A 17,830-nucleotide genomic window follows, 5' to 3' on the forward strand; every position below is an offset into this window, starting at 1 on the left:
CCACGCACGAGCGCAGGTGTTTCTTGCCCTGTGCCTTCGCCTCGTCGTCGCTATCACCAACTACGAACGCGGAGACAATCCAGGAAGTACGATCATCACGGTGTGAGAACTCTTCTATGACACCCTCGAAGAGGTTCTCCATCCCACCGGGTTCGGACGACGTGATGTCGGTTACCAGCGTTCGGAACTCGTCGGCGGTTTCGGTGAGCGTCTCGGGGTCGAACCCCGCGGCGTCGACGACGGTGACGACGTCTTCTGTCACACCGATGGTCGGATCATCGGTTCGCTTCTGCCAGACCGGATCGAACGGATCGGTCGATCCATCAGTGATCGGTTCGTACTCCGCATCGAGCACGGCTGTCTCGACGCGATTACGGTAGTGCTGAACGTCCATGTGCGGAACACAGACGTATAGAGTATATGTTATTCGGTGTCCAGTCGCCGACCTATCAACCAGTTGTCTACCGGAGTCCCCGTCGGATCACTGCGGGCTTCGGATGGATTTAGTGGATGGCGACCGTAACTGGGCGTATGCCGTACGATCCAGCCACGACCGCGCTCGTCGTCGTCGATATGCAGAACGGCTTCTGTCATCCGGATGGCTCGCTGTACGCCCCCGGCAGCGAGGACGCGATCGCCCCCGTCGCCGAGTTGGTCGATCGAGCCCACGAGGCCACCGCTCCCGTTATTTATACCCGAGACGTCCACCCGCCCGATCAGTTCGATGACGTCCACTACTACGACGAGTTCGACCGCTGGGGTGAACACGTCCTGGAGGGCTCGTGGGAGGCCGAGATCGTCGACGAACTTCCGGCCGACGACGCGGACCACGTCGTCGTCAAACACACCTACGACGCCTTTTATCAGACCGAGTTGGAGGGCTGGCTGCGGGCCCACAACATCGATACTCTCCTGCTCTGCGGGACGCTGGCCAACGTCTGTGTGTTCCACACCGCAGGCAGCGCGGGGCTCCGGGATTTCAAACCCGTGCTCGTCGAAGACGCCCTTGGCTACATTGATGAAGACCACCGTGAGTACGCGGTCGACCACTCGGAGTTCCTCTACGGTGAGGCGACGACCCGCGAGGAGATCGCCTTCGACTGATCCGTTCGGCTTGGCTGGCGCGTTACCGATTTTTGAGAAACCGCTGTAGGTGTTTTTTCAGCCGGTTCGTATCGGATACTGATGCGAGAGACGACATACAGCAGGCGGGCAGTCGTCGGCACGACGGGTATCGCGGCGGTCACGCTGCTGGCGGGCTGTTCGGGGGGCGGCTCCGGCGACGATCGGACCGCCGATCGGGAGTACCTCGACGAGGAGCCAGCCTACGACAACTGGTTCGAGGGCGTCGACAACTACAACGGTACCGTCGATTGGACCGGCCAGGAAGCGGTGACCGTCGAGGTCGGGTACAATCAGTACGAATTCGATCCGACGGCCATCGCTGTCTCGCCGGGGACGACCGTTACCTGGGAGTGGACCGGCATGGGCGGCGGCCACGACGTCGTCTCCGAGGGCGAAGCGGGGCTCCTGGAGAGCGATCTCGTCAACAGCGAGGGCCACACCTACAGCCACACCTTCGAGACGTCGGGACTGTACCGCTACAGATGTACCCCCCATGAATCCCTCGGGATGCGGGGTACCGTATACGTCGAGTAGCCGACACACTGCGACCGCCCGGCCGCAGCCGAGCTACTGGCTGCTCCGGACCGAACGATTAACGCCGTGCCGCGAGGGCTATCCTGTATGGCTCCCGGCGACCTCACAGCAGTCGATGCCCACCCCGACCTCTACTGCGTCGACACCGGCATGTACGACGTCGACGGCTACGGCTCGGTCTACATCCTGGATGCCGACCGGCCCGCGCTCGTCGATACCGGCATCGGCACGAACCACGAGTACATCATCGACGCGCTCGACGAACTCGGGATCGACGACCTCGCCTCCATAATCCCGACCCACGCCCACCTCGACCACGCGGGGGGAGCGGGCTTTCTCGCCGAGCAGTATCCCGAGGCCGAGGTCCTCACACACGAGCGAGGAGTCCGGCACCTCGTCGACCCCGAGCGACTGATCGCGGGCACCAAAGCCGCCGTCGGCGAGATGTGGACATACTACACCGAGCCGAAACCGGTCCCCGAAGACCGGATTCGCGGACTCGCAGACGGCGACCAGATCGACCTCGGTAGCCTTCGCCTAACGGCCCACGAGGCTCCCGGCCATGCCCCACACCAGCACGTCTTCGAGACCGACACGGGCGTGGTCTTCACCGCGGACGCCGCAGGACTCTACGTCCCCGGCCGCGACGAAATCCGGGTTACTTCGCCGCCGCCGCAGTTCGACGTCCATGGGTGTCTCGACGACGTCTCGATGATCCAGGCACTCGATCCCGAGCTACTCTGTTTCGGTCATTTCGGGCCGCGTGGCTACAACGAGCGACTCCTCGACGGCTACAAGCGAACGCTGGTCGAGTGGGTCGAGGCGGTCCGCCAGCGGCGCGACGAACTGGCCGACGACGAGGCTGTCATCCAGCATTTCGCAAACAATACCGAATTCACCGAAATCTGGGGCAACGAGAAAGGCCGCGAGGAGGCAAAACTCAACGCTCGCGGTGCCCTCGCCTTCCTGGACCGCGAAGACTGATCCACATTTTTATACTATCGCCCCGCTCCTGCGAATATGGACCGCCGAGACGCCGAAGCAGCGTTCGATCACCCGTCGCTGGGATCGTCGTCGATCCCCGCGTTGTTCGCCGGGACCGCAGCCCGCCACCCCTCGGCGGCCGCCCAATCGTATAAGGGCGGCATCTATGACCGATCGCTGGTCGAGGCCGACGCGATCCAGGCGGCCCCCGACGGCGAGTACGCCAATCTCTCCTACAGCGACCTCGAAGCGGTCGTCCAGCGGCTCGCGGCCGGGTTCGGCGACCTCGGCCTCAGGGCCGACGACCGGCTGGCGATCGTCTCTCACACCCGCATGGAGTGGACACAGGTCGATCTCGCGGCGCTTTCGGCAGGCGGGGTCGTCACCGCGGCCTACCCCTCGGCCAGCGATGACCGGCTCGAATCGCTTCTCACCGATTCGGGACCGACCGGCATCGTCGTCGAGAACGCGGCGCTCCTCAAGCGCGTGCTCGCAGTTGACCCGGCGGTCGACCCCGCGTTTATCGCCGTTATGGACTCCCTTCCGGACGGCAGCGGGATGGCCGCGGCGGCCCGCGACCGGGACGATATTTATCCGTTAGGCACCGTTTACCAGCGCGGCGCGGCGGCGTTCGATTCCGACTCCTGGACCGAGTGGCTCGACGCCCGCCGCCCGGACGATCTCGCTTCCATCATCTACACCTCCGGAACCACCGGCGAGCCGAAGGGGGTCCGGCTCACCCACGACAACTTCTGTGCCAACGCCGAGGGAATGCTCCGTCGGCTCGGCTCGCGGTCGGATCGCCCCGCCGCAGTCCCGTCGCTCGACCACACCAGCCGACAGCTCTCGGTGCTGCCGCTGGCCCACGTCTTCGAGCGACTCGTCGGGAGCTATCTCCCGATCGCCGCGGGAGCGACAATCGCCTACGCCGAATCTCCCGAAACGCTGGGCGAGGACTTTCGGCTGGTCTCGCCGACCTGCAGCACCGCCGTCCCGCGGCTCTACGAGCGACTCGTCGAGAGCTTCGAGCGAGAGGCGAGCGGCTCGCCCGTTAGCGAGCGACTATTTAAATGGGCCGTCGACGTAGCCGAGCGGTTTCATCGCGCCGAGTCGCCCGGTCGACGCTTGCGGGTGGCTCACGGCATCGCCGATCGACTGGTCTACTCGTCGATCAGGTCGGCTCTCGGCGGCGAGATCGAGCTGTTCATCAGCGGCGGCGACAGCCTCTCGGCGGAGCTCTGTGCGACCTTCCACGGGATGGGCCTCCCGATTGTCGAGGGGTACGGCCTGACCGAGACCGCACCGGTCGTCAGCGTCAATCCGCCGGAAGACCCCCGCGTGGGGACGATCGGTCCCCCGCTTTCGAACGTCGAGACCAGATTGGATACGACGGTCGGCCTCGACGACGGCAAACTGCAGTCAGCCGACAGCGCAACCGAACTCGGCGAACTGCTCGTCCGTGGGCCGAACGTGACCGATGGCTACTGGAACCGTCCGGAGTCAACCGAGGCGGCATTCGTCTCGTCGTCGGGTGATGACGGCGACCGTGAGTGGTTCCGAACCGGTGACTTGGTCGGGCAGGGCCCCGATGGCTATCTGACGTTCCGCGGTCGGCGCAAGCAACTGCTGGTGCTGTCGACCGGCCACAACGTCGTTCCCGGTCCCATCGAGGAATCGATCTCCGAGAGTCCGCTCGTCGAGCAGTGTTTGCTCGTCGGCGACGGTCGACCCGCGGTCGGCGCGCTCGTCGTTCCGGAGTTCGAGGCCGTCCAACAGTGGGCCGACCGTAAGGGCATCGAGCCCCCGAATCAGCGCGATCGACTTGTCGACGACGAGCGTCTCCTGGACCGTATCGCGGCTGCTGTCGAGCAGGCTACTGAGGGAGTCGAGCCATACGAGCGGATCGAACGGGTCGCTCTCGTCGCGGAGCCGTTTTCGATCGACAACGGACAACTCACACCGACACTTAAAAAGAAACGCCGGGCGATCGCCGAACAGTACGCCGATCGGATCGACCAGCTGTACGAATAGAGGCAAGCGACTTCAACGCAGCCGATGGAGTCCACGTATGACCAGCTACGACCTCTCACATCCGATCGAATCGGAGATGTGCGTCTACCCGGGTACCCCGCCGGTTCGGGTCGAACCAACCGCCACCGTCGAAGCCGACGGCTTCCGAACCACGTCGATCGAGCTCGACTCCCACGCCGGGACGCATCTCGACGCCCCGGCTCATATGCTCGCCGACGGGACGACGGTCGATGAACTGCCGATCGAGACCTTCCGATTTACTGCGCGCCGGGTCGACTGTCGGCCGCTCGATTCACGGGCCGAAATCGGTGTCGAGACGATCACAGCCCCCCTCGACAGTGACCTCGATGATGCAGTCGACTTACTCGTGATGCAAACGGGGTGGGACGACCACTGGGGGACCGACCGCTACTTCGACCATCCGTATCTCACCCGCGAGGCCGCCGACTGGCTCGCCGACCGCGGGCTCCATCTCGGGATTGACGCGCTCAACGTCGACCCGACACCGACCGACAACGCTCTCCCGGACGAACCGACGGGGTATCCGGTCCACCACGCCCTCTTTCGTAGTGACCGACTACTGGTCGAGAACCTTCGGGGCCTCCACCGATTGCCGCCGCGTTTCGAGCTTCACGCCTACCCGCTTGCGGTCCGCGGCGGCGATGCCGCACCGGTTCGGGCCGTCGCTGTGGTCGACGCCTGACAAGCAGATGAATGGTACCACACAACATATCTTACTGCCCCTCGTCTACGGCCTATGGCTCGCGTTCCGTACGTCGACGAGAGTGCACTGCCGACCGAACACCAGGATCTGCTCGTTTCGGCACTCCAGGGGAAAGAACTCAACATCTACCGGGCGATCGGCAACAATCCCGACGCCTTGTACGGGCTCCGGACGTTCCTCGGGGCGCTCTGGCGTGATTCCGGACTCGATCCCGAACAGCGCGAACTCGTCATTCTGGCAGTTACCTGCGAGATCGATTCGGCCTACGAGTTCCACCAGCACGTCGCCATCGCCCGCGACGTGGGCGTCTCCGACAGCGACATCCTCGCGCTCGCTGGCGGTGATTTCGACCACTTCGACCGCGGCGACCGGCGGCTCATCGAGTACGCCGTAGCTGTCGTGCGGGGGACGGTCGATGACGACTACCACGACGCCCTCGCGGCCAGCTACGGCCCCGAGACGATCGTCGGGGTTGCCTCGCTCGCCGGTGGCTATCTCTTGGTCGGACGGCTGCTCGCGGCCCTCGATGTCGAGACCGAGACGCCGTTCGTCGGCTGGCGGCTCGAAGGTGAGGAGTAGGAACCGACTACCGGCCGAACGGAACTGGTTACTCGCTGACTACCCGCCAGTCTCACGTCCGGCTGGCTGACCCGGAGCAGCGTCGACGCCCCTCTCGGCGTCCGCCGAGCAGTCAGCAGGGTCGAATAGCTCCGGGGCCACGTCGGCCGACACGTGTTGGCAGTCGGCCGAGGCGATCGAATCAGTCATCGGCGTGAGCGATTCCCTGCGTCGACTGCGGCTCGTCGTCCTCAGCGAAGGGGTACCACGACTGTTTGGCGTCGTGGAGGCATGGGTCCTCGTAGTTGGTCTCCTCGGGCTCGCTGAGTTCGATCAGCATCTCGTCGCCCGTGGCGTCGACCCACTCGCGGAAGGTCTGGCCCTCGAAGCGATGGGCGGCGAACGCCTGGACGAGGTTTTTGAGCGCGCCGGGGACCTCGTCGGCGGGCACCCGCTGGCGGATCCAGTTGACGAACGAGGGCTCCTCGCCGATCCCCCCGCCAACGCCGATATCGAGGGCTTCGACCATCTCGCCGTCCTTGCGGCCGCGCATCCCGATCAGGCCGATATCGGCGGTGTTGGCCTGCCCGCAGTCGGCCGTACAGCCCGAGAAGTGGATCTTGAGTTGGTCGACATCGTCCGGCAGGTCGACGTTGTCCCGCAGCCAGCGCAGCATCGCAGCCATCCGGGTTTTGGTTTCGGCGAGCGCCAGCGAGCAGAACTCGGTACCGGTACAGGCCATCGCCCCGCGGACGAAGGGGTTGGGTTCGGGTTTGTGTTTGTGCAGCAGCGGCTTCCGGAGGAGTTCGTCGACCCGGTCGGGATCGACGTCGACGATGATCGGGTTCTGGCGGCGCGTCAGGCGGATTTCCCCGGAGCCGTACTCCTCGGCGAGGTCGGCGAGTCGGATCACTTCGGGGGCTTCCATCCGGCCGACGGCAACGTTGATGCCGACGTAGCAGTTGCCGTCTTTCTGCTCGTGGACGCCGAGGTAGTCGAATTTGCCGTCTTCGCTGGAGCGGCCCGCGTTATAGGTGTAGTTCTCCCGCATATCCTTGCCGCCCGTTTTGAGTTCGAAGTCGACGTACTCCTCCTGGAGCGTCTCACGAATCCAGTCGGTGCCTTTGTCATCGACGAAAAACCGCGAGCGGTTCTTCGAGCGGACCTCCCGGTTGCCGTGGTCGTGGTAGAGTTCGACGAAGCCGCGGACGACCTCGTAGGCGTTGTCCGGCTCGACGAAGACGTTGAGCGCGCGGGCGACCCGCGGCTCGTGGCCGCCGAGACCGCCGCCGACCCGGACGTTAAAGCCCAGCACCTCTTCGCCAGCGTCAGACTCCGTCTGACTGGCTTCCGAGTCGGACTCGGAAACGTCGATCTCCTTTTTCGCGGGTTCGAGGCCGATGTCGTTGATCGAGTCCTGTGCGCCGCCCTCGGGCGTCCCAGTGATCGAGATGTTGAACTTCCGGGGCATGTTGCACAAGGCGTTGTCGCCGCGGATCTCCTCCTGGAACCGTTCGAGGATCGGCAGCGTGTCGATGAGCTCGTCTATGGCCTTCCCCGCGACCGGGCAGCCCGAGATGTTTCGCATCGTGTCGCCACCAGCCGAGCGGGTGGTGACGCCGACCGATTCGAGTTTCTCCCAGACCTTCGGGACGTCTTCGAGTTTCACCCAGTGGAGCTGGACCGATTGGCGGGTGGTGAAGTCGATCCAGCCGTTGCCGTACTCTGGGTTGCCGACCGGTCCCTGGGCGTAGTCGCGGGCGACCTCGCCGATCGCCCGAAGTTGCCCCGGCTCCAGGATGCCGTTACAGTTGGTCAGCCGCATCATGAAGTAGCCCTCCTGGCCCGAGCGGTGGGCGAACACGCCCCAGAACTTGAACCGCGAGAGCCAGGCGTCCTTCTCGTCGTCGGGGATCGAATCGTACCCCTGCTCGGCGAACTCTATGAGTTTCTCGCGTACCTCGTCACCGTACAATCCGTCTTTGTACTCCTCTTTCTTTTTCTGACTCATTGGGTGGTATCTCCTATGGAGAACTGCAACTCATCTCTACTATCGGTGGTTGAATGGGCAATTGACATGGATATCACTTTGTGTATTAGCATAAAAAGCTGCTCGTTTAACAAATATCGAAATAAGTATCGAAACCAAATGAACTCCCAACCGGGGACGAACGGCGGAAATATTACAGCAAATAGAAGCCGAATTTTAATTTCGGCGTAACGAGGTCCTGGAGTGTGACAATTTTCACCGGCGGCGGGTCGCTGGCGGGTCCAGGAGGTTCCGCATTGGTCTCCTCGCCGTTGATCGTACCACCCAGTTTCTCGCTTTCTCACTTTCGTACTTGCTCACTCACTCACTCACTTCCATCGCCGCTCCGAACAGGGGATCGACCCAGGTTCCGACGCTCCGATTCCTTTGGGTTGATACTGCCATTCGAACGAATTTTTAGATTTTTATACTACGATTCGGTAGTTATATCGGTGTTAGCAAACTGTTTATGAGGCTGCGCTCGGCATACGAGTACAACTACCTGCTGAGATAATGTTCACACAACCAACAGACACGGACCGACGAGTCGGCGGCTCGATACCGGTGATCAGTCGATGAGCCCGTGGCAACCGACGACCTGTATGCGGTGTGCGGTCGGCTGCGGCCTTCGCCAGTGCGAGGACACCGAAACCGGTGGGCGTATCGAGGCCCGGGGGAACCCCGCCCATCCGACCAACAGCGGCGCGGACTGCGAGCGCGGGATTCGAGAGACCGTCAGCCCCGACGGCAGGCGGCTGACCGAACCGCTCGTCCGCCGCGGCGGGGACCTCCAGCCGACCGACTGGGATACCGCACTCGGCGTTGTCACCATGCGGTTCATCGAGGCGCTCCGCGAGGAGACCGGCGGTGTCGCAGTGCTCGGCAGCGGCCAACAGACCAACGAGGCCGCCTATGCGCTGGGGAAGGTCGCCCGGGGCGGCTTCGGGACGCCGTACTACGATGCCAACACGGGGCTCTGTATGGCCTCGGCGGTCACCGCCTACGACCGAGCCTTCGGCGGTAACGCCCCACCGCCGACCTACGAGGACATCCCCGACGCGGAGACTCACCTCGTCTGGGGAGCCAATCCCGCAACCGCCCACCCCGTCCTCTACGATTGGATCGCAGACAGTGCGAGCGGCGACGACAGCCAGCTGCTGGTCGTCGACCCGGTCGCAAGCGAAACCGCACAGGAAGCCGACAGCCACATCCAGCCCGACCCCGGCACCGATCTGGCGTTCGTCCGGGCGGTGATGGCGCAGGTCGTTACCGCCGGTGATGTCGATACCGACTTCGTCAATGCCCAGACGACTGGCTTCGAGCCAATGGTCGATTCGCTGCCCGACGTCGAACGGGCCGCCGAGACCGCTGGCGTGTCGGTCCAGGAGATCGAACGGATCGCGACGGCGCTCGCCGACCCCACGCTAATCTACTGGGGAATGGGTGTCAACCAGAGCGTCCAGGGGACGGCGACTGCCCGCGCGCTGATCGATCTCTGTCTGGCGACCGGCAACATGGGGCCGGGCAGCGGTCCCTTTGCGCTCACGGGCCAGGCCAACTCGATGGGCAACCGCGTCTGTTCCGCAAAGGAAACCTGGCCCGGCCACCAACCGTTCGGGAGTTCCGACGTTCGCAAGGAGGTCGCCTCGACGTGGGGAGTGCCGTTCAGTCGGCTCCCGCGGGACCGCGGGGCGGGCTTCGTCACGATCGTCGACCGGATCGCTCGCGGCGACATCGATGCCTGTTGGACGGTCGCCACCAATCCCGCGGCGGGGATGCCGGATGCCAGCCACGTCAAATCCGTCCTGGAAGACGTATTTTTGGTGGTCCAGGACTCCTTTTACTCGGATACCGTCGCGTGTGCGGATGTGGTGCTTCCGGCCGCGACGTGGGGCGAAACCGAGGGGACCACGATGAACATGGAGCGGCGTGTCTCCAGAGTGACCGCAGCCACCGAGCCGCCGGAGGGGGTCCGCCAGGACCTCGACATCATCGCAGCCATCGGGAACCGGATCGAGCCCGACCTCTTCGGGACGCCGCCGCTCGATCCTGAGTCGGTGTTCGACGAACTCCGATCGCTAACCGCCGACACGACGGCCGATTTCTCGGGCATCTCCTACGGCCGACTGGCCGACGAGCTGGCGGTTCGCTGGCCCGCCCCCGACGCCGAAAGCGAGGGCGGCTACCAGTACTACGACGACGGCGAGTGGGCCTTCGACACCGAGTCGGGGCTGGCGGCGTTTTCGGCGGTTTCCCACGGCGGACTGGCCGAGCCGATCGACGACGCCTATCCGCTCACGCTGACCACGGGTCGACAGGCCGACATCTACAACACCGGCGTCCGGAGCCAGTCGGCCGACGGCGATGGCCTCCCGACCGCCCGGATGCATTCGGAGACGATCGCCAACCGACTGTCGGCCTTCGAGCGGGGCCGGACCGTCATCGTCTCACGCCGTGGGGCCGTCATGGCCGCGGTCGAAACCGACGACGGGATTCCACCCGGCCTCATCTGGCTCCCGATCCACCATCCGGCAGTCAACCAACTCACGCTGCCGACCGTCGACCCCGAGTCCGACGAACCGAATTACAAACAGTGTGCGGTCGACCTCGAAGCACCGACCGGAGCCGACCCGCCTGCCGAGCCCGATCCACACGCCGAATCTGTCGGTAGCTAAGTACGGTCGGCCGCCGACCCAACAACTGTTTCGGCTGCGCTAGTGGTTTGGGGCCTGTTTCTGATTGTCAACCGTTCCGTTCCAACCGAGATCGTACCGAAGCACGCGGCTACCAACATCTATAACGAATAATATTCGATAAAATCGGCTGTATCAGCCCTCTGCTGTCGAACTTTTCGAGGAGTATTTTGCAGTATTTCATTTCTCACCGCCGCTTGTTGAATTCTATGTCTCCCTCTGATCGAAACCACAGATAAGCTCTTACGAAGCCACTATCAACACATATGTCAAGCGTTTAGTTTATTAATCCCTCATATGCATGGTCAATACGTGCTTGAACCAATGATACAGACATTATCTGCGCAAACCGTGCAGGAATCACGTACCAATCCGTCCGTCGTGTTGTCGACCTCGAACCGGCCGTCTGAGCAGGCACACCGGGAAGAGACGGCCCAAGGGAGTGAGCTGGCATGAAAGACAAACACAAGACGTTGATCATGGCGACGATCATGTTCAACCTCGGTTTCGTCATCTGGTTTTCGTTCGCCCCGTTCACGGATGCGATCGCCGAGGAGTTCAGCCTCAGTGTCGCTGATCTCGGTATCGTCGCGAGTACAGCGATCATCGCCGTACCGCTGGGGCGGATCATCGTCGGACCGTTGACTGACAAAGTCGGTGCCCACGTCACAGGTGCGATCACGATGCTGCTGGTCGGCTCGTTTGCGATCCTCAGTGCGTTCGCCCAAAGCTATGAGGTGTTTACCGCCTCACGGATCGTCGCCTCGCTGGCGGGGATCACCTTCGTGATCGGCATCCAGCACGTCTCCGAGTGGTTCGAAGAGGAGGAACTCGGGACTGCAGAGGGGATCTACGCCGGGATCGGCAACGCGGGTGCGGGCCTCGGTGCCTACCTCACCCTGCCTCGGGTGTTCGGTGAGAACTACGTCGACCCGATCTTCGGGGCGGGCTTCCTCGCCGTCTCCAGCAACTGGCGGGCGGCGTTCTTCTACACCGGCCTGCTGTCGGTGGTAGTCGGCATCGCCTACTACCTGTTTACCGAACCCGCCAAGAACAGAGCCAAACGCGAAGCGACACAGGCTGGGGTGAGCTTCGAGCAATGGAAGTTCATCGTCACCCGCTACGGGGCGGTCGTCCTGTCTGTGGCCTACATCATGAGCTTCGGCCTCGAGTTAGCGATGAACGGCTGGCTCGGCACCTACTACCGCGAGGCGTTCGGTCAGGGCGATATCGTGATCGCCGCCACGTTCGCGGCGACGTTCTCGATCGCTGCTGGCCTGTTGCGGCCGATCGGCGGCTACGTGAGCGACGTGGTCCAGCGCAGAGAGACGAACATCCTGCCGTGGTTCGAAGGCCAGTACCGCAACCAGTGGACGTTCGTCACGCTCGTCTTCATCATGGTGATGATGTTCGCAATGACCGCCGCTGGACTCTCCGGCAACATCTACATCGCCGTCGTCACCGGCTTCTTTGTCGGGATGTCTTGTGCGTTCGCCGAAGGGGCGATTTTCGCTCAGGTTCCGGCGATGTTCCCCGACAACTCCGGTACGGTCGCCGGTATCGTCGGTGGGATCGGAACCACCGGCGGCGTCATCTACCCGCTGGCGTTTTCGGCAGCCTTCCTCCCGAACCTCCATGTCGGCTACGCCATCGTGGCGGTCTCAATGGTTCCGATCATCGCGCTGTCCGCCTGGGTCTTCCAGCCACATATCGCCGAACGCGCAAACGAGGCTGGCTGGATCGTCTCCGGCAAGCGACCCTCGAAAACAGGGATCACGAGCGACGACTAACCGGTGACGGAACCACTGTTTCGACTGCCATGATCCATGGAGATCGACTGTCGACGTTGTGGCTCGGACGGAGCTACACACCGACAGCCGACCGCGCCGTTTCGAGCGATTCAAGTAGCTGCTGGTGCTCATCTCGGAGTATGAAAGATCAGGGACACTCCACGCGGAAGCGGACCGGCGGTCGGCTCAAGCACTTCAGCAAGAAGAAACGCCACCAGCTGGGCCGTGAGCCCGCCGAGACGACCGTCGACGAGCCACGACTCCAGTTCATCGACTCCCGTGGCAACGAGGACAAGCTTCGGGCGCTCTCGACCAACGTCGCCCAGCTCTCGGCGGACGGCGAGACGACCGAAGTCGAAATCGAGGACGTCGTCGAGAACCCCGCGAACGTCAACTACGTCCGCCGAAACATCATCACGAAGGGCGCAGTCATCCAGACCAGCGAGGGGAAAGCCCGCGTGACCTCCCGTCCCGGCCAGGTCGGCCAGGTCAACGCCGTCTCGATCGAGTAACGCCCCTTTACTTTCGACTCGTAGCCACACTCAGTTCGTGGCTTACAAGCCGTTTGCCCCGTAGCCTTCGGTATGGAACTCTCGACGTTCACCGCTCGGCTGGACGAAGAACTCGATACCGACGCCTACAGCGATGTCGACGCCAGTGCCAACGGCCTGCAGGTCGGCCCACCTACTCAGGAGATCGCACACGCCGCCTTCGCGGTCGACGCCGCCGAGGCAACGATCGAAGCCGCCGCCGAGTCGGATGCTGATGTGCTGGTCACCCACCACGGCCTCTCGTGGGGCGGCATCGAGCGCGTTACCGACCGGCAGTACCGCCGCATTGCGCCATTGATAACCAACGACATCGCACTCTACGTTTCGCACCTCCCGCTCGATGGCCACCAGCGACTGGGTAACGCCGCCGGAATCGCCGAGTTGCTGGGTCTCGTCGACACCGCGCCGTTCGGCTCGATGGGACCGGTGACGATCGGCCAGCAGGGGCGGCTGGCTGACCCCCGCACGATCGCCGACATCACCACCCAACTCGAAAGCGAGCTGGAAGGCACCGACGCCGTCCAGCTGTTCGAGTTCGGGCCCGACGACGTCGAGACGGTGGCCATCGTCACCGGCAGCGGATCGGACTGGCTCGACGAGGCCGTCGCGACCGACGCGGACCTCCTCATCACCGGAGAGGGCAAACAGAAAGTCTACCATCAGGCCCGCGAGGCCGGGCTCAACGTGATTCTGGCGGGCCACTACGCGACCGAAACGTTCGGCGTGCGGAGCGTGCAGTCGCTGGTCGAGGAGTGGGGACTGTCGACGAGCTACCACGCCCATCCGACAGGACTGTAACCCGACGGGAGACGACTCTCAGTGGTGATAACTGGGGGATGTGGTTTTATCAGTCATGATATCTAACTAGTCGCTATCACTATGAGTACGGAGCAGTCATCAACCATCATCCGCGGCAGTTACGCGGCAAAGCTGACACTGTCGTTGCTCGGGGTCGCCGGTATCGTCGTCACCGCCGGGCTGTTCGTGCATATCGAGGCCGTCGGTGCGCTCGGTGCCGAAAGCGCGGCACTCGGATCGAACATTCTCGGGCTCATCCTCCTGACGGTCATCAGTCTCGCACTGATCGGCGTCACGATCGGAAGCCAGACGATCATTTCGTTGCGACACCTCGCCGGGAAGGCCGACCGCATGGCCGACGGCGATCTGGACGTCGACCTCGAAACGAGTCGCCAAGACGAGATCGGCCAGCTCTACCGCTCGTTCGACTCGATGCGTCGCTCGCTGCGCCAGGAGATCGACGCCGCCGAGGAGGCCCAACGACAGGCCGAAGAGGCGACGCAGGACGCCCAGGAGGCCCGCGACGAGATGGAGCGCCGGGCATCCCGAATCGAGCGGCAGGCCGAGAGCTACGAACGAACCATGCGACAGGTCGCCAACGGCGATCTGACCCAGCGGGTCGATCCTAACGGCGAAAGCGAAGCCATGAATCAGGTCGGCGTCGCGTTCAACGAGATGCTCAACGAACTCGAAGGGACCGTCGGCGAGGTCACGACGTTCGCCGATACGGTCGGTGAGGCTGCAACCGGCGTCGACAACCGTGCCGAGGAGCTCCAGCAGACCAGTGGCAGCGTCTCGGAGGCCGTCGAGGACATTTCCGACGGGGCCCACACCCAGACCGAGAACCTCCGCGAGGTCGCAAACGAGATGGACGGCCTCTCGTCGGGTGCCGAGGAGGTCGCCGCCACCGTCGAAACGGTCGCCAACACGACCGAGAACGCGACCGAGGCCGGAACCGAGGGCGAGGCCGCCGCCGCCGACGCGCTCGAACAGATGGCCGCCGTCGAGGAGACGACCGACGAGACGATGGAGGACATCGAGATGCTCGACGAGGAGATGACCGAGATCGGCGAGATCGCCGACATGATCAGCGAGATCGCCGAACAGACCAACCTGCTGGCCCTGAACGCCTCGATCGAGGCCGCCCGCGCGGGCGAGGAGGGTGCAGGCTTCGCGGTCGTCGCCGAGGAAGTCAAATCGCTGGCCGAGGAGACCAAAGAGGCCGCCAGCGAGATCGACGGGAAGATCCAGAGCGTCCAGGAGAAGACCGGCGATGCGGTCGCCGGAATGGACGAAACCACGATCCGGATCAGTCAGGGCGTCGAAACCGTCGAGGGCGCGATCGACCAGCTCAACAACGTCATCGAGTACGTCGAGGAGATCGACAGCAGTATGAGCGAGATCAACCAGACGACCGAAGACCAGGCTCGCGCTGCCGGCGCGGTCGTCGACATGATCGATGAGGTCGCCTCGATCAGCGAACAGACGAGCAGTGCGGCCGACAACGTCACCGACACCACCGAACAGCAGCTCGAAAGCCTCCGGACGGTCGAACGCGAGGCCGCCGATCTCGGCGAGCAGGCCGAGAAGCTCATGGATCTCCTGGATCAGTTCGAGGTCGACACTGCCAACCGTTCGACCCGAGCCGGGAGTTCGACGGTCGGCAACGAGATCACGGTCGACAGCTCGACGACCGGGAGTTCGATGGCAGCCACCGACGGCGGGAAGTACACCGACGACGATGACGGTGGTTTCCAGTTCGGTGATGATCGATGATACTGACGGTCCAACAGTGGGCTGCGGTGGGTGCAGTTGCGCTGGCCGCCGGGACGCTCCCGTCGGTGTACTTCGCGCTCAACGAGCCCGAAAACCGGACCTACTACGGAATCCTCGCAGCCATTACGGGGATCGCTGCGACCTCCTACACGCTGACCTCTCTGGGAATCGGGACGATCCCAGTCGACGGGGCAAGTTTCTACGTACCACGTTACGTCGACTGGCTGTTGACGACGCCGCTGTTGATCCTTTATATGGCGTTGCTCTGTAAGCCGGGGAAACGGCTCTACGCGATGTTGATCGGCCTCGACGTCGCGTTGATCCTGCTGGGAACCGCAGCGATCTTCTCCAGCGGCGCGATCTCGTTGGTGCTGTTCGGCGCTGGCTGTGTGGCCTACCTCGCACTCGCCTATCTGCTCGTGGTCGCGCTCCCCGAGCAGGCGGCCTTCGAGACCGACCGCGTGGCGATGGTGTTTACCAAACTCCGCAACGTGACTGTCGTCCTCTGGACGATGTACCCCGTCGTCTGGCTGTTGGCACCGGTCGGCTTCGGACTCCTACAGGCCAACACCGAGATGTTGGTGATCGTCTACCTCGACATCATCACGAAGGTCGGCTTCGCCGTCTTCGCACTGCTCGGTCGGGATGCCCTCAATCCGCTGCAAAACGAGGCACTGGCGATGGACGCCGGGGGCGAGGAGTCGACTGCCAACCCGAACCTCGCCGACTAACCGCAACACGACTGCTCCGTACTCGCTTTTCAGCGCGTTTCCGTCCCGCCGTCAGTCGCCACATCCGACAGCAGCGGCGCGAAGGAGTCGACGCGATAATCACCGAGCACACACCGCCCTCGCCGCTGTGGTCCGTGGCGCTCGACGTGAATCCCGTCGAGGCCAGCGTTCCAAGCGGCTCCAATATCGCTTTCACCGTCACCCGCTAGCACGCCACGCTGGCCCGCGGTGACGCCCATTTGGCTCATCGCGTGGCTCACGGGCGCGGGATCGGGCTTCCACCCCAACTCTTCGGTACAGCAAACGACCGTATCGAACCAGTCGCCGATGTCGAGGTGGTCCAATACGGGCTGGGTCAGAAACTCCTGGCAGTGGGTCACGAGGCCGACCGGGACGTCTTGGCGTTCGATTTCGGCCATGAAGTCGACCGCGTCGGGGTGGAGATAGGTCGACTCCGCCCGGACGACCGGCCGTTCCTCGTCGTGGAAGATGGGCCAGAACTCCGCGGGGTCGATCCCCCACTGACGGAGTTGGGGGTCACGGGCACCACCCAACCCATGCCAGAGGATTTCGGCTTCCTGGTCGCTGAACTGGCGGCCGAGTCGATCGCCGACGCGGTCGAACACCTCGCGGGTGTAGGCCCACTCGGTGTCGATCAGCGTCCCGTCGAGATCGAACAGCCAGAAATCGTACGCCTCTGTGACCATTGGACAGATAGTTACGTGACCTTGCTATATGTGTGTTACGGTGTAACAATCTGGCCGGTAGCTGAACAGTCAGGTGTTTCCGGACCGGACGTGGATCGAACTGCCGAGGTATTTGTGGAGCACCTCATCGACCGAGTCGGCGTTGAACTGTGCGAGATCGGCTGCGATCTCGCTTTCTAAATCATCGAGATACGACGGGTCGGTTTCGAGTTCGCTGAACGTGACCGAGTCGACCGGCACGCCGAGGTGGTCCTCGGCAACCGACCGAAAGTGACTCTCGTCGCCGACGTTACCACGCCAGAGGTTCTGCTGGAAGAACAGCCACCCCTCCTCGCCGGGGTCGGCAGCCGGTATCCGGAGGACGGTTTCGAACTCGTTGGGATCGACCCGAACCGCATCGGGATCAAGCCGGAACCGAACGCAGAACACGTAGGCGGCCATGGATACCCTTCGCTTTCAGTACTCGTCGTCGAACAGCTCGGCGAGTCGGATGTCGTCGTCAGTGATCCCACCGGCTTCGTGGCTTGTCAGCCGTACCTCGACGCTCCGGAAGCCGATGATCAACTCGGGGTGGTGGAACTCCTCGTCGGCGATTTCGGCGAGATCGCTCGCGAACGAAACACCGTTGAGATAGTCGTCGAACTCGTAGGTGCGGACGATTTCGTCGCCTTGGCGGTCCCACTCGTCGGGAAGCTGTGTGTCGACCTCGTCGTCAGTAAGGGTCATACCGGAGTGTCGACGCCCGGCTCAATAACAGTTACTGGCCATCGATCGGACCGGCTCTTACGACCCCGTTCGA

General features: G+C 63.4%; 17 protein-coding genes and 1 pseudogene. 13 read left to right on the plus strand and 5 right to left on the minus strand.

Going from position 1 to position 17,830, the window contains the following annotated elements:
* From NO877_RS04755 to NO877_RS04785, 7 genes and pseudogenes are all read left to right on the plus strand, one after another.
* Positions 1-106, plus strand: a pseudogene (locus tag NO877_RS04755) (IS5/IS1182 family transposase); the annotation flags it as partial.
* A 425-nt stretch (positions 107-531) separates the two neighbouring features.
* Positions 532-1,104 (plus strand): cysteine hydrolase family protein, encoded by a 573-nt coding sequence (locus NO877_RS04760; protein WP_256395176.1) that lies wholly within the window; start codon positions 532-534, stop codon positions 1,102-1,104.
* An 81-nt stretch (positions 1,105-1,185) separates the two neighbouring features.
* A complete protein-coding gene (locus NO877_RS04765) occupies positions 1,186-1,659 on the plus strand; it encodes a halocyanin domain-containing protein (protein WP_256395177.1) in 474 nt (157 codons plus the stop codon).
* 87 nt (positions 1,660-1,746) lie between these two features.
* Positions 1,747-2,643, plus strand: coding sequence for an MBL fold metallo-hydrolase (locus NO877_RS04770; RefSeq protein ID WP_256395178.1), 897 nt, complete (start codon positions 1,747-1,749; stop codon positions 2,641-2,643).
* Between the two features lie 36 nt (positions 2,644-2,679).
* Positions 2,680-4,674, plus strand: a complete 1,995-nt coding sequence (locus NO877_RS04775; protein ID WP_256395179.1) for an AMP-dependent synthetase/ligase — start codon at positions 2,680-2,682, stop codon at positions 4,672-4,674.
* 37 nt (positions 4,675-4,711) lie between these two features.
* Positions 4,712-5,377: a cyclase family protein gene (locus NO877_RS04780; RefSeq protein ID WP_256395180.1), complete on the plus strand. Its 666-nt coding sequence runs from the start codon at positions 4,712-4,714 to the stop codon at positions 5,375-5,377.
* 54 nt (positions 5,378-5,431) lie between these two features.
* On the plus strand, positions 5,432-5,977 hold the full coding sequence (locus NO877_RS04785; protein ID WP_256395181.1) for a carboxymuconolactone decarboxylase family protein: 546 nt from the start codon (positions 5,432-5,434) through the stop codon (positions 5,975-5,977).
* Between the two features lie 39 nt (positions 5,978-6,016).
* Here the strand turns inward: NO877_RS04785 and NO877_RS04790 are convergent, their stop codons facing one another.
* Both NO877_RS04790 and NO877_RS04795 read right to left on the minus strand, forming a co-directional pair.
* Positions 6,017-6,166 carry a hypothetical protein gene (locus NO877_RS04790; RefSeq protein ID WP_256395182.1) on the minus strand — a complete coding sequence of 50 codons (150 nt, stop codon included), beginning with the start codon at positions 6,164-6,166 and terminating at the stop codon, positions 6,017-6,019.
* Entirely contained in the window at positions 6,159-7,967 is a 1,809-nt protein-coding gene (locus NO877_RS04795; RefSeq protein WP_256395183.1) for a nitrite/sulfite reductase, read from the minus strand. Before NO877_RS04795 ends, NO877_RS04790 begins: the two co-directional genes overlap by 8 nt.
* 593 nt (positions 7,968-8,560) lie before the next feature.
* Between NO877_RS04795 and nasA the strand changes: the two genes are divergently transcribed.
* The 6 genes from nasA (at position 8,561) to NO877_RS04825 (ending at position 16,324) form a co-directional block, all read left to right on the plus strand.
* Entirely contained in the window at positions 8,561-10,660 is a 2,100-nt protein-coding gene (nasA, locus tag NO877_RS04800) for an assimilatory nitrate reductase NasA (RefSeq protein WP_256395184.1), read from the plus strand.
* Between the two features lie 470 nt (positions 10,661-11,130).
* A complete protein-coding gene (locus NO877_RS04805) occupies positions 11,131-12,468 on the plus strand; it encodes an MFS transporter (protein ID WP_256395185.1) in 1,338 nt (445 codons plus the stop codon).
* Positions 12,469-12,608: 140 nt separating this feature from the next.
* Positions 12,609-12,980: a 30S ribosomal protein S8e gene (locus NO877_RS04810; protein ID WP_256395186.1), complete on the plus strand. Its 372-nt coding sequence runs from the start codon at positions 12,609-12,611 to the stop codon at positions 12,978-12,980.
* 72 nt (positions 12,981-13,052) lie between these two features.
* Positions 13,053-13,817, plus strand: a complete 765-nt coding sequence (locus NO877_RS04815) for a Nif3-like dinuclear metal center hexameric protein (protein WP_256395187.1) — start codon at positions 13,053-13,055, stop codon at positions 13,815-13,817.
* Between the two features lie 81 nt (positions 13,818-13,898).
* On the plus strand, positions 13,899-15,593 hold the full coding sequence (locus NO877_RS04820) for a methyl-accepting chemotaxis protein (protein WP_256395188.1): 1,695 nt from the start codon (positions 13,899-13,901) through the stop codon (positions 15,591-15,593).
* Complete coding sequence (locus NO877_RS04825; RefSeq protein ID WP_256395189.1) at positions 15,590-16,324, plus strand: bacteriorhodopsin; 735 nt, start codon at positions 15,590-15,592, stop codon at positions 16,322-16,324. Before NO877_RS04820 ends, NO877_RS04825 begins: the two co-directional genes overlap by 4 nt.
* 29 nt (positions 16,325-16,353) lie before the next feature.
* On the opposite strand, the gene NO877_RS04830 is transcribed toward NO877_RS04825, so the two are convergent.
* The 3 genes from NO877_RS04830 to NO877_RS04840 all read right to left on the minus strand — a co-directional run bounded on the left by NO877_RS04830 (position 16,354) and on the right by NO877_RS04840 (position 17,757).
* Complete coding sequence (locus NO877_RS04830) at positions 16,354-17,031, minus strand: HAD family hydrolase (protein ID WP_256395190.1); 678 nt, start codon at positions 17,029-17,031, stop codon at positions 16,354-16,356.
* Positions 17,032-17,100: 69 nt separating this feature from the next.
* Positions 17,101-17,472 carry an LWR-salt protein gene (gene lwrS / locus NO877_RS04835; protein ID WP_256395191.1) on the minus strand — a complete coding sequence of 124 codons (372 nt, stop codon included), beginning with the start codon at positions 17,470-17,472 and terminating at the stop codon, positions 17,101-17,103.
* Positions 17,473-17,487: 15 nt separating this feature from the next.
* Positions 17,488-17,757, minus strand: a complete 270-nt coding sequence (locus NO877_RS04840) for a 4a-hydroxytetrahydrobiopterin dehydratase (RefSeq protein WP_256395192.1) — start codon at positions 17,755-17,757, stop codon at positions 17,488-17,490.
* Positions 17,758-17,830 lie beyond the last annotated feature (73 nt).

It is taken from the genome of Halohasta litorea (genome assembly GCF_024494645.1).
Lineage (GTDB): Archaea > Halobacteriota > Halobacteria > Halobacteriales > Haloferacaceae > Halohasta > Halohasta litorea.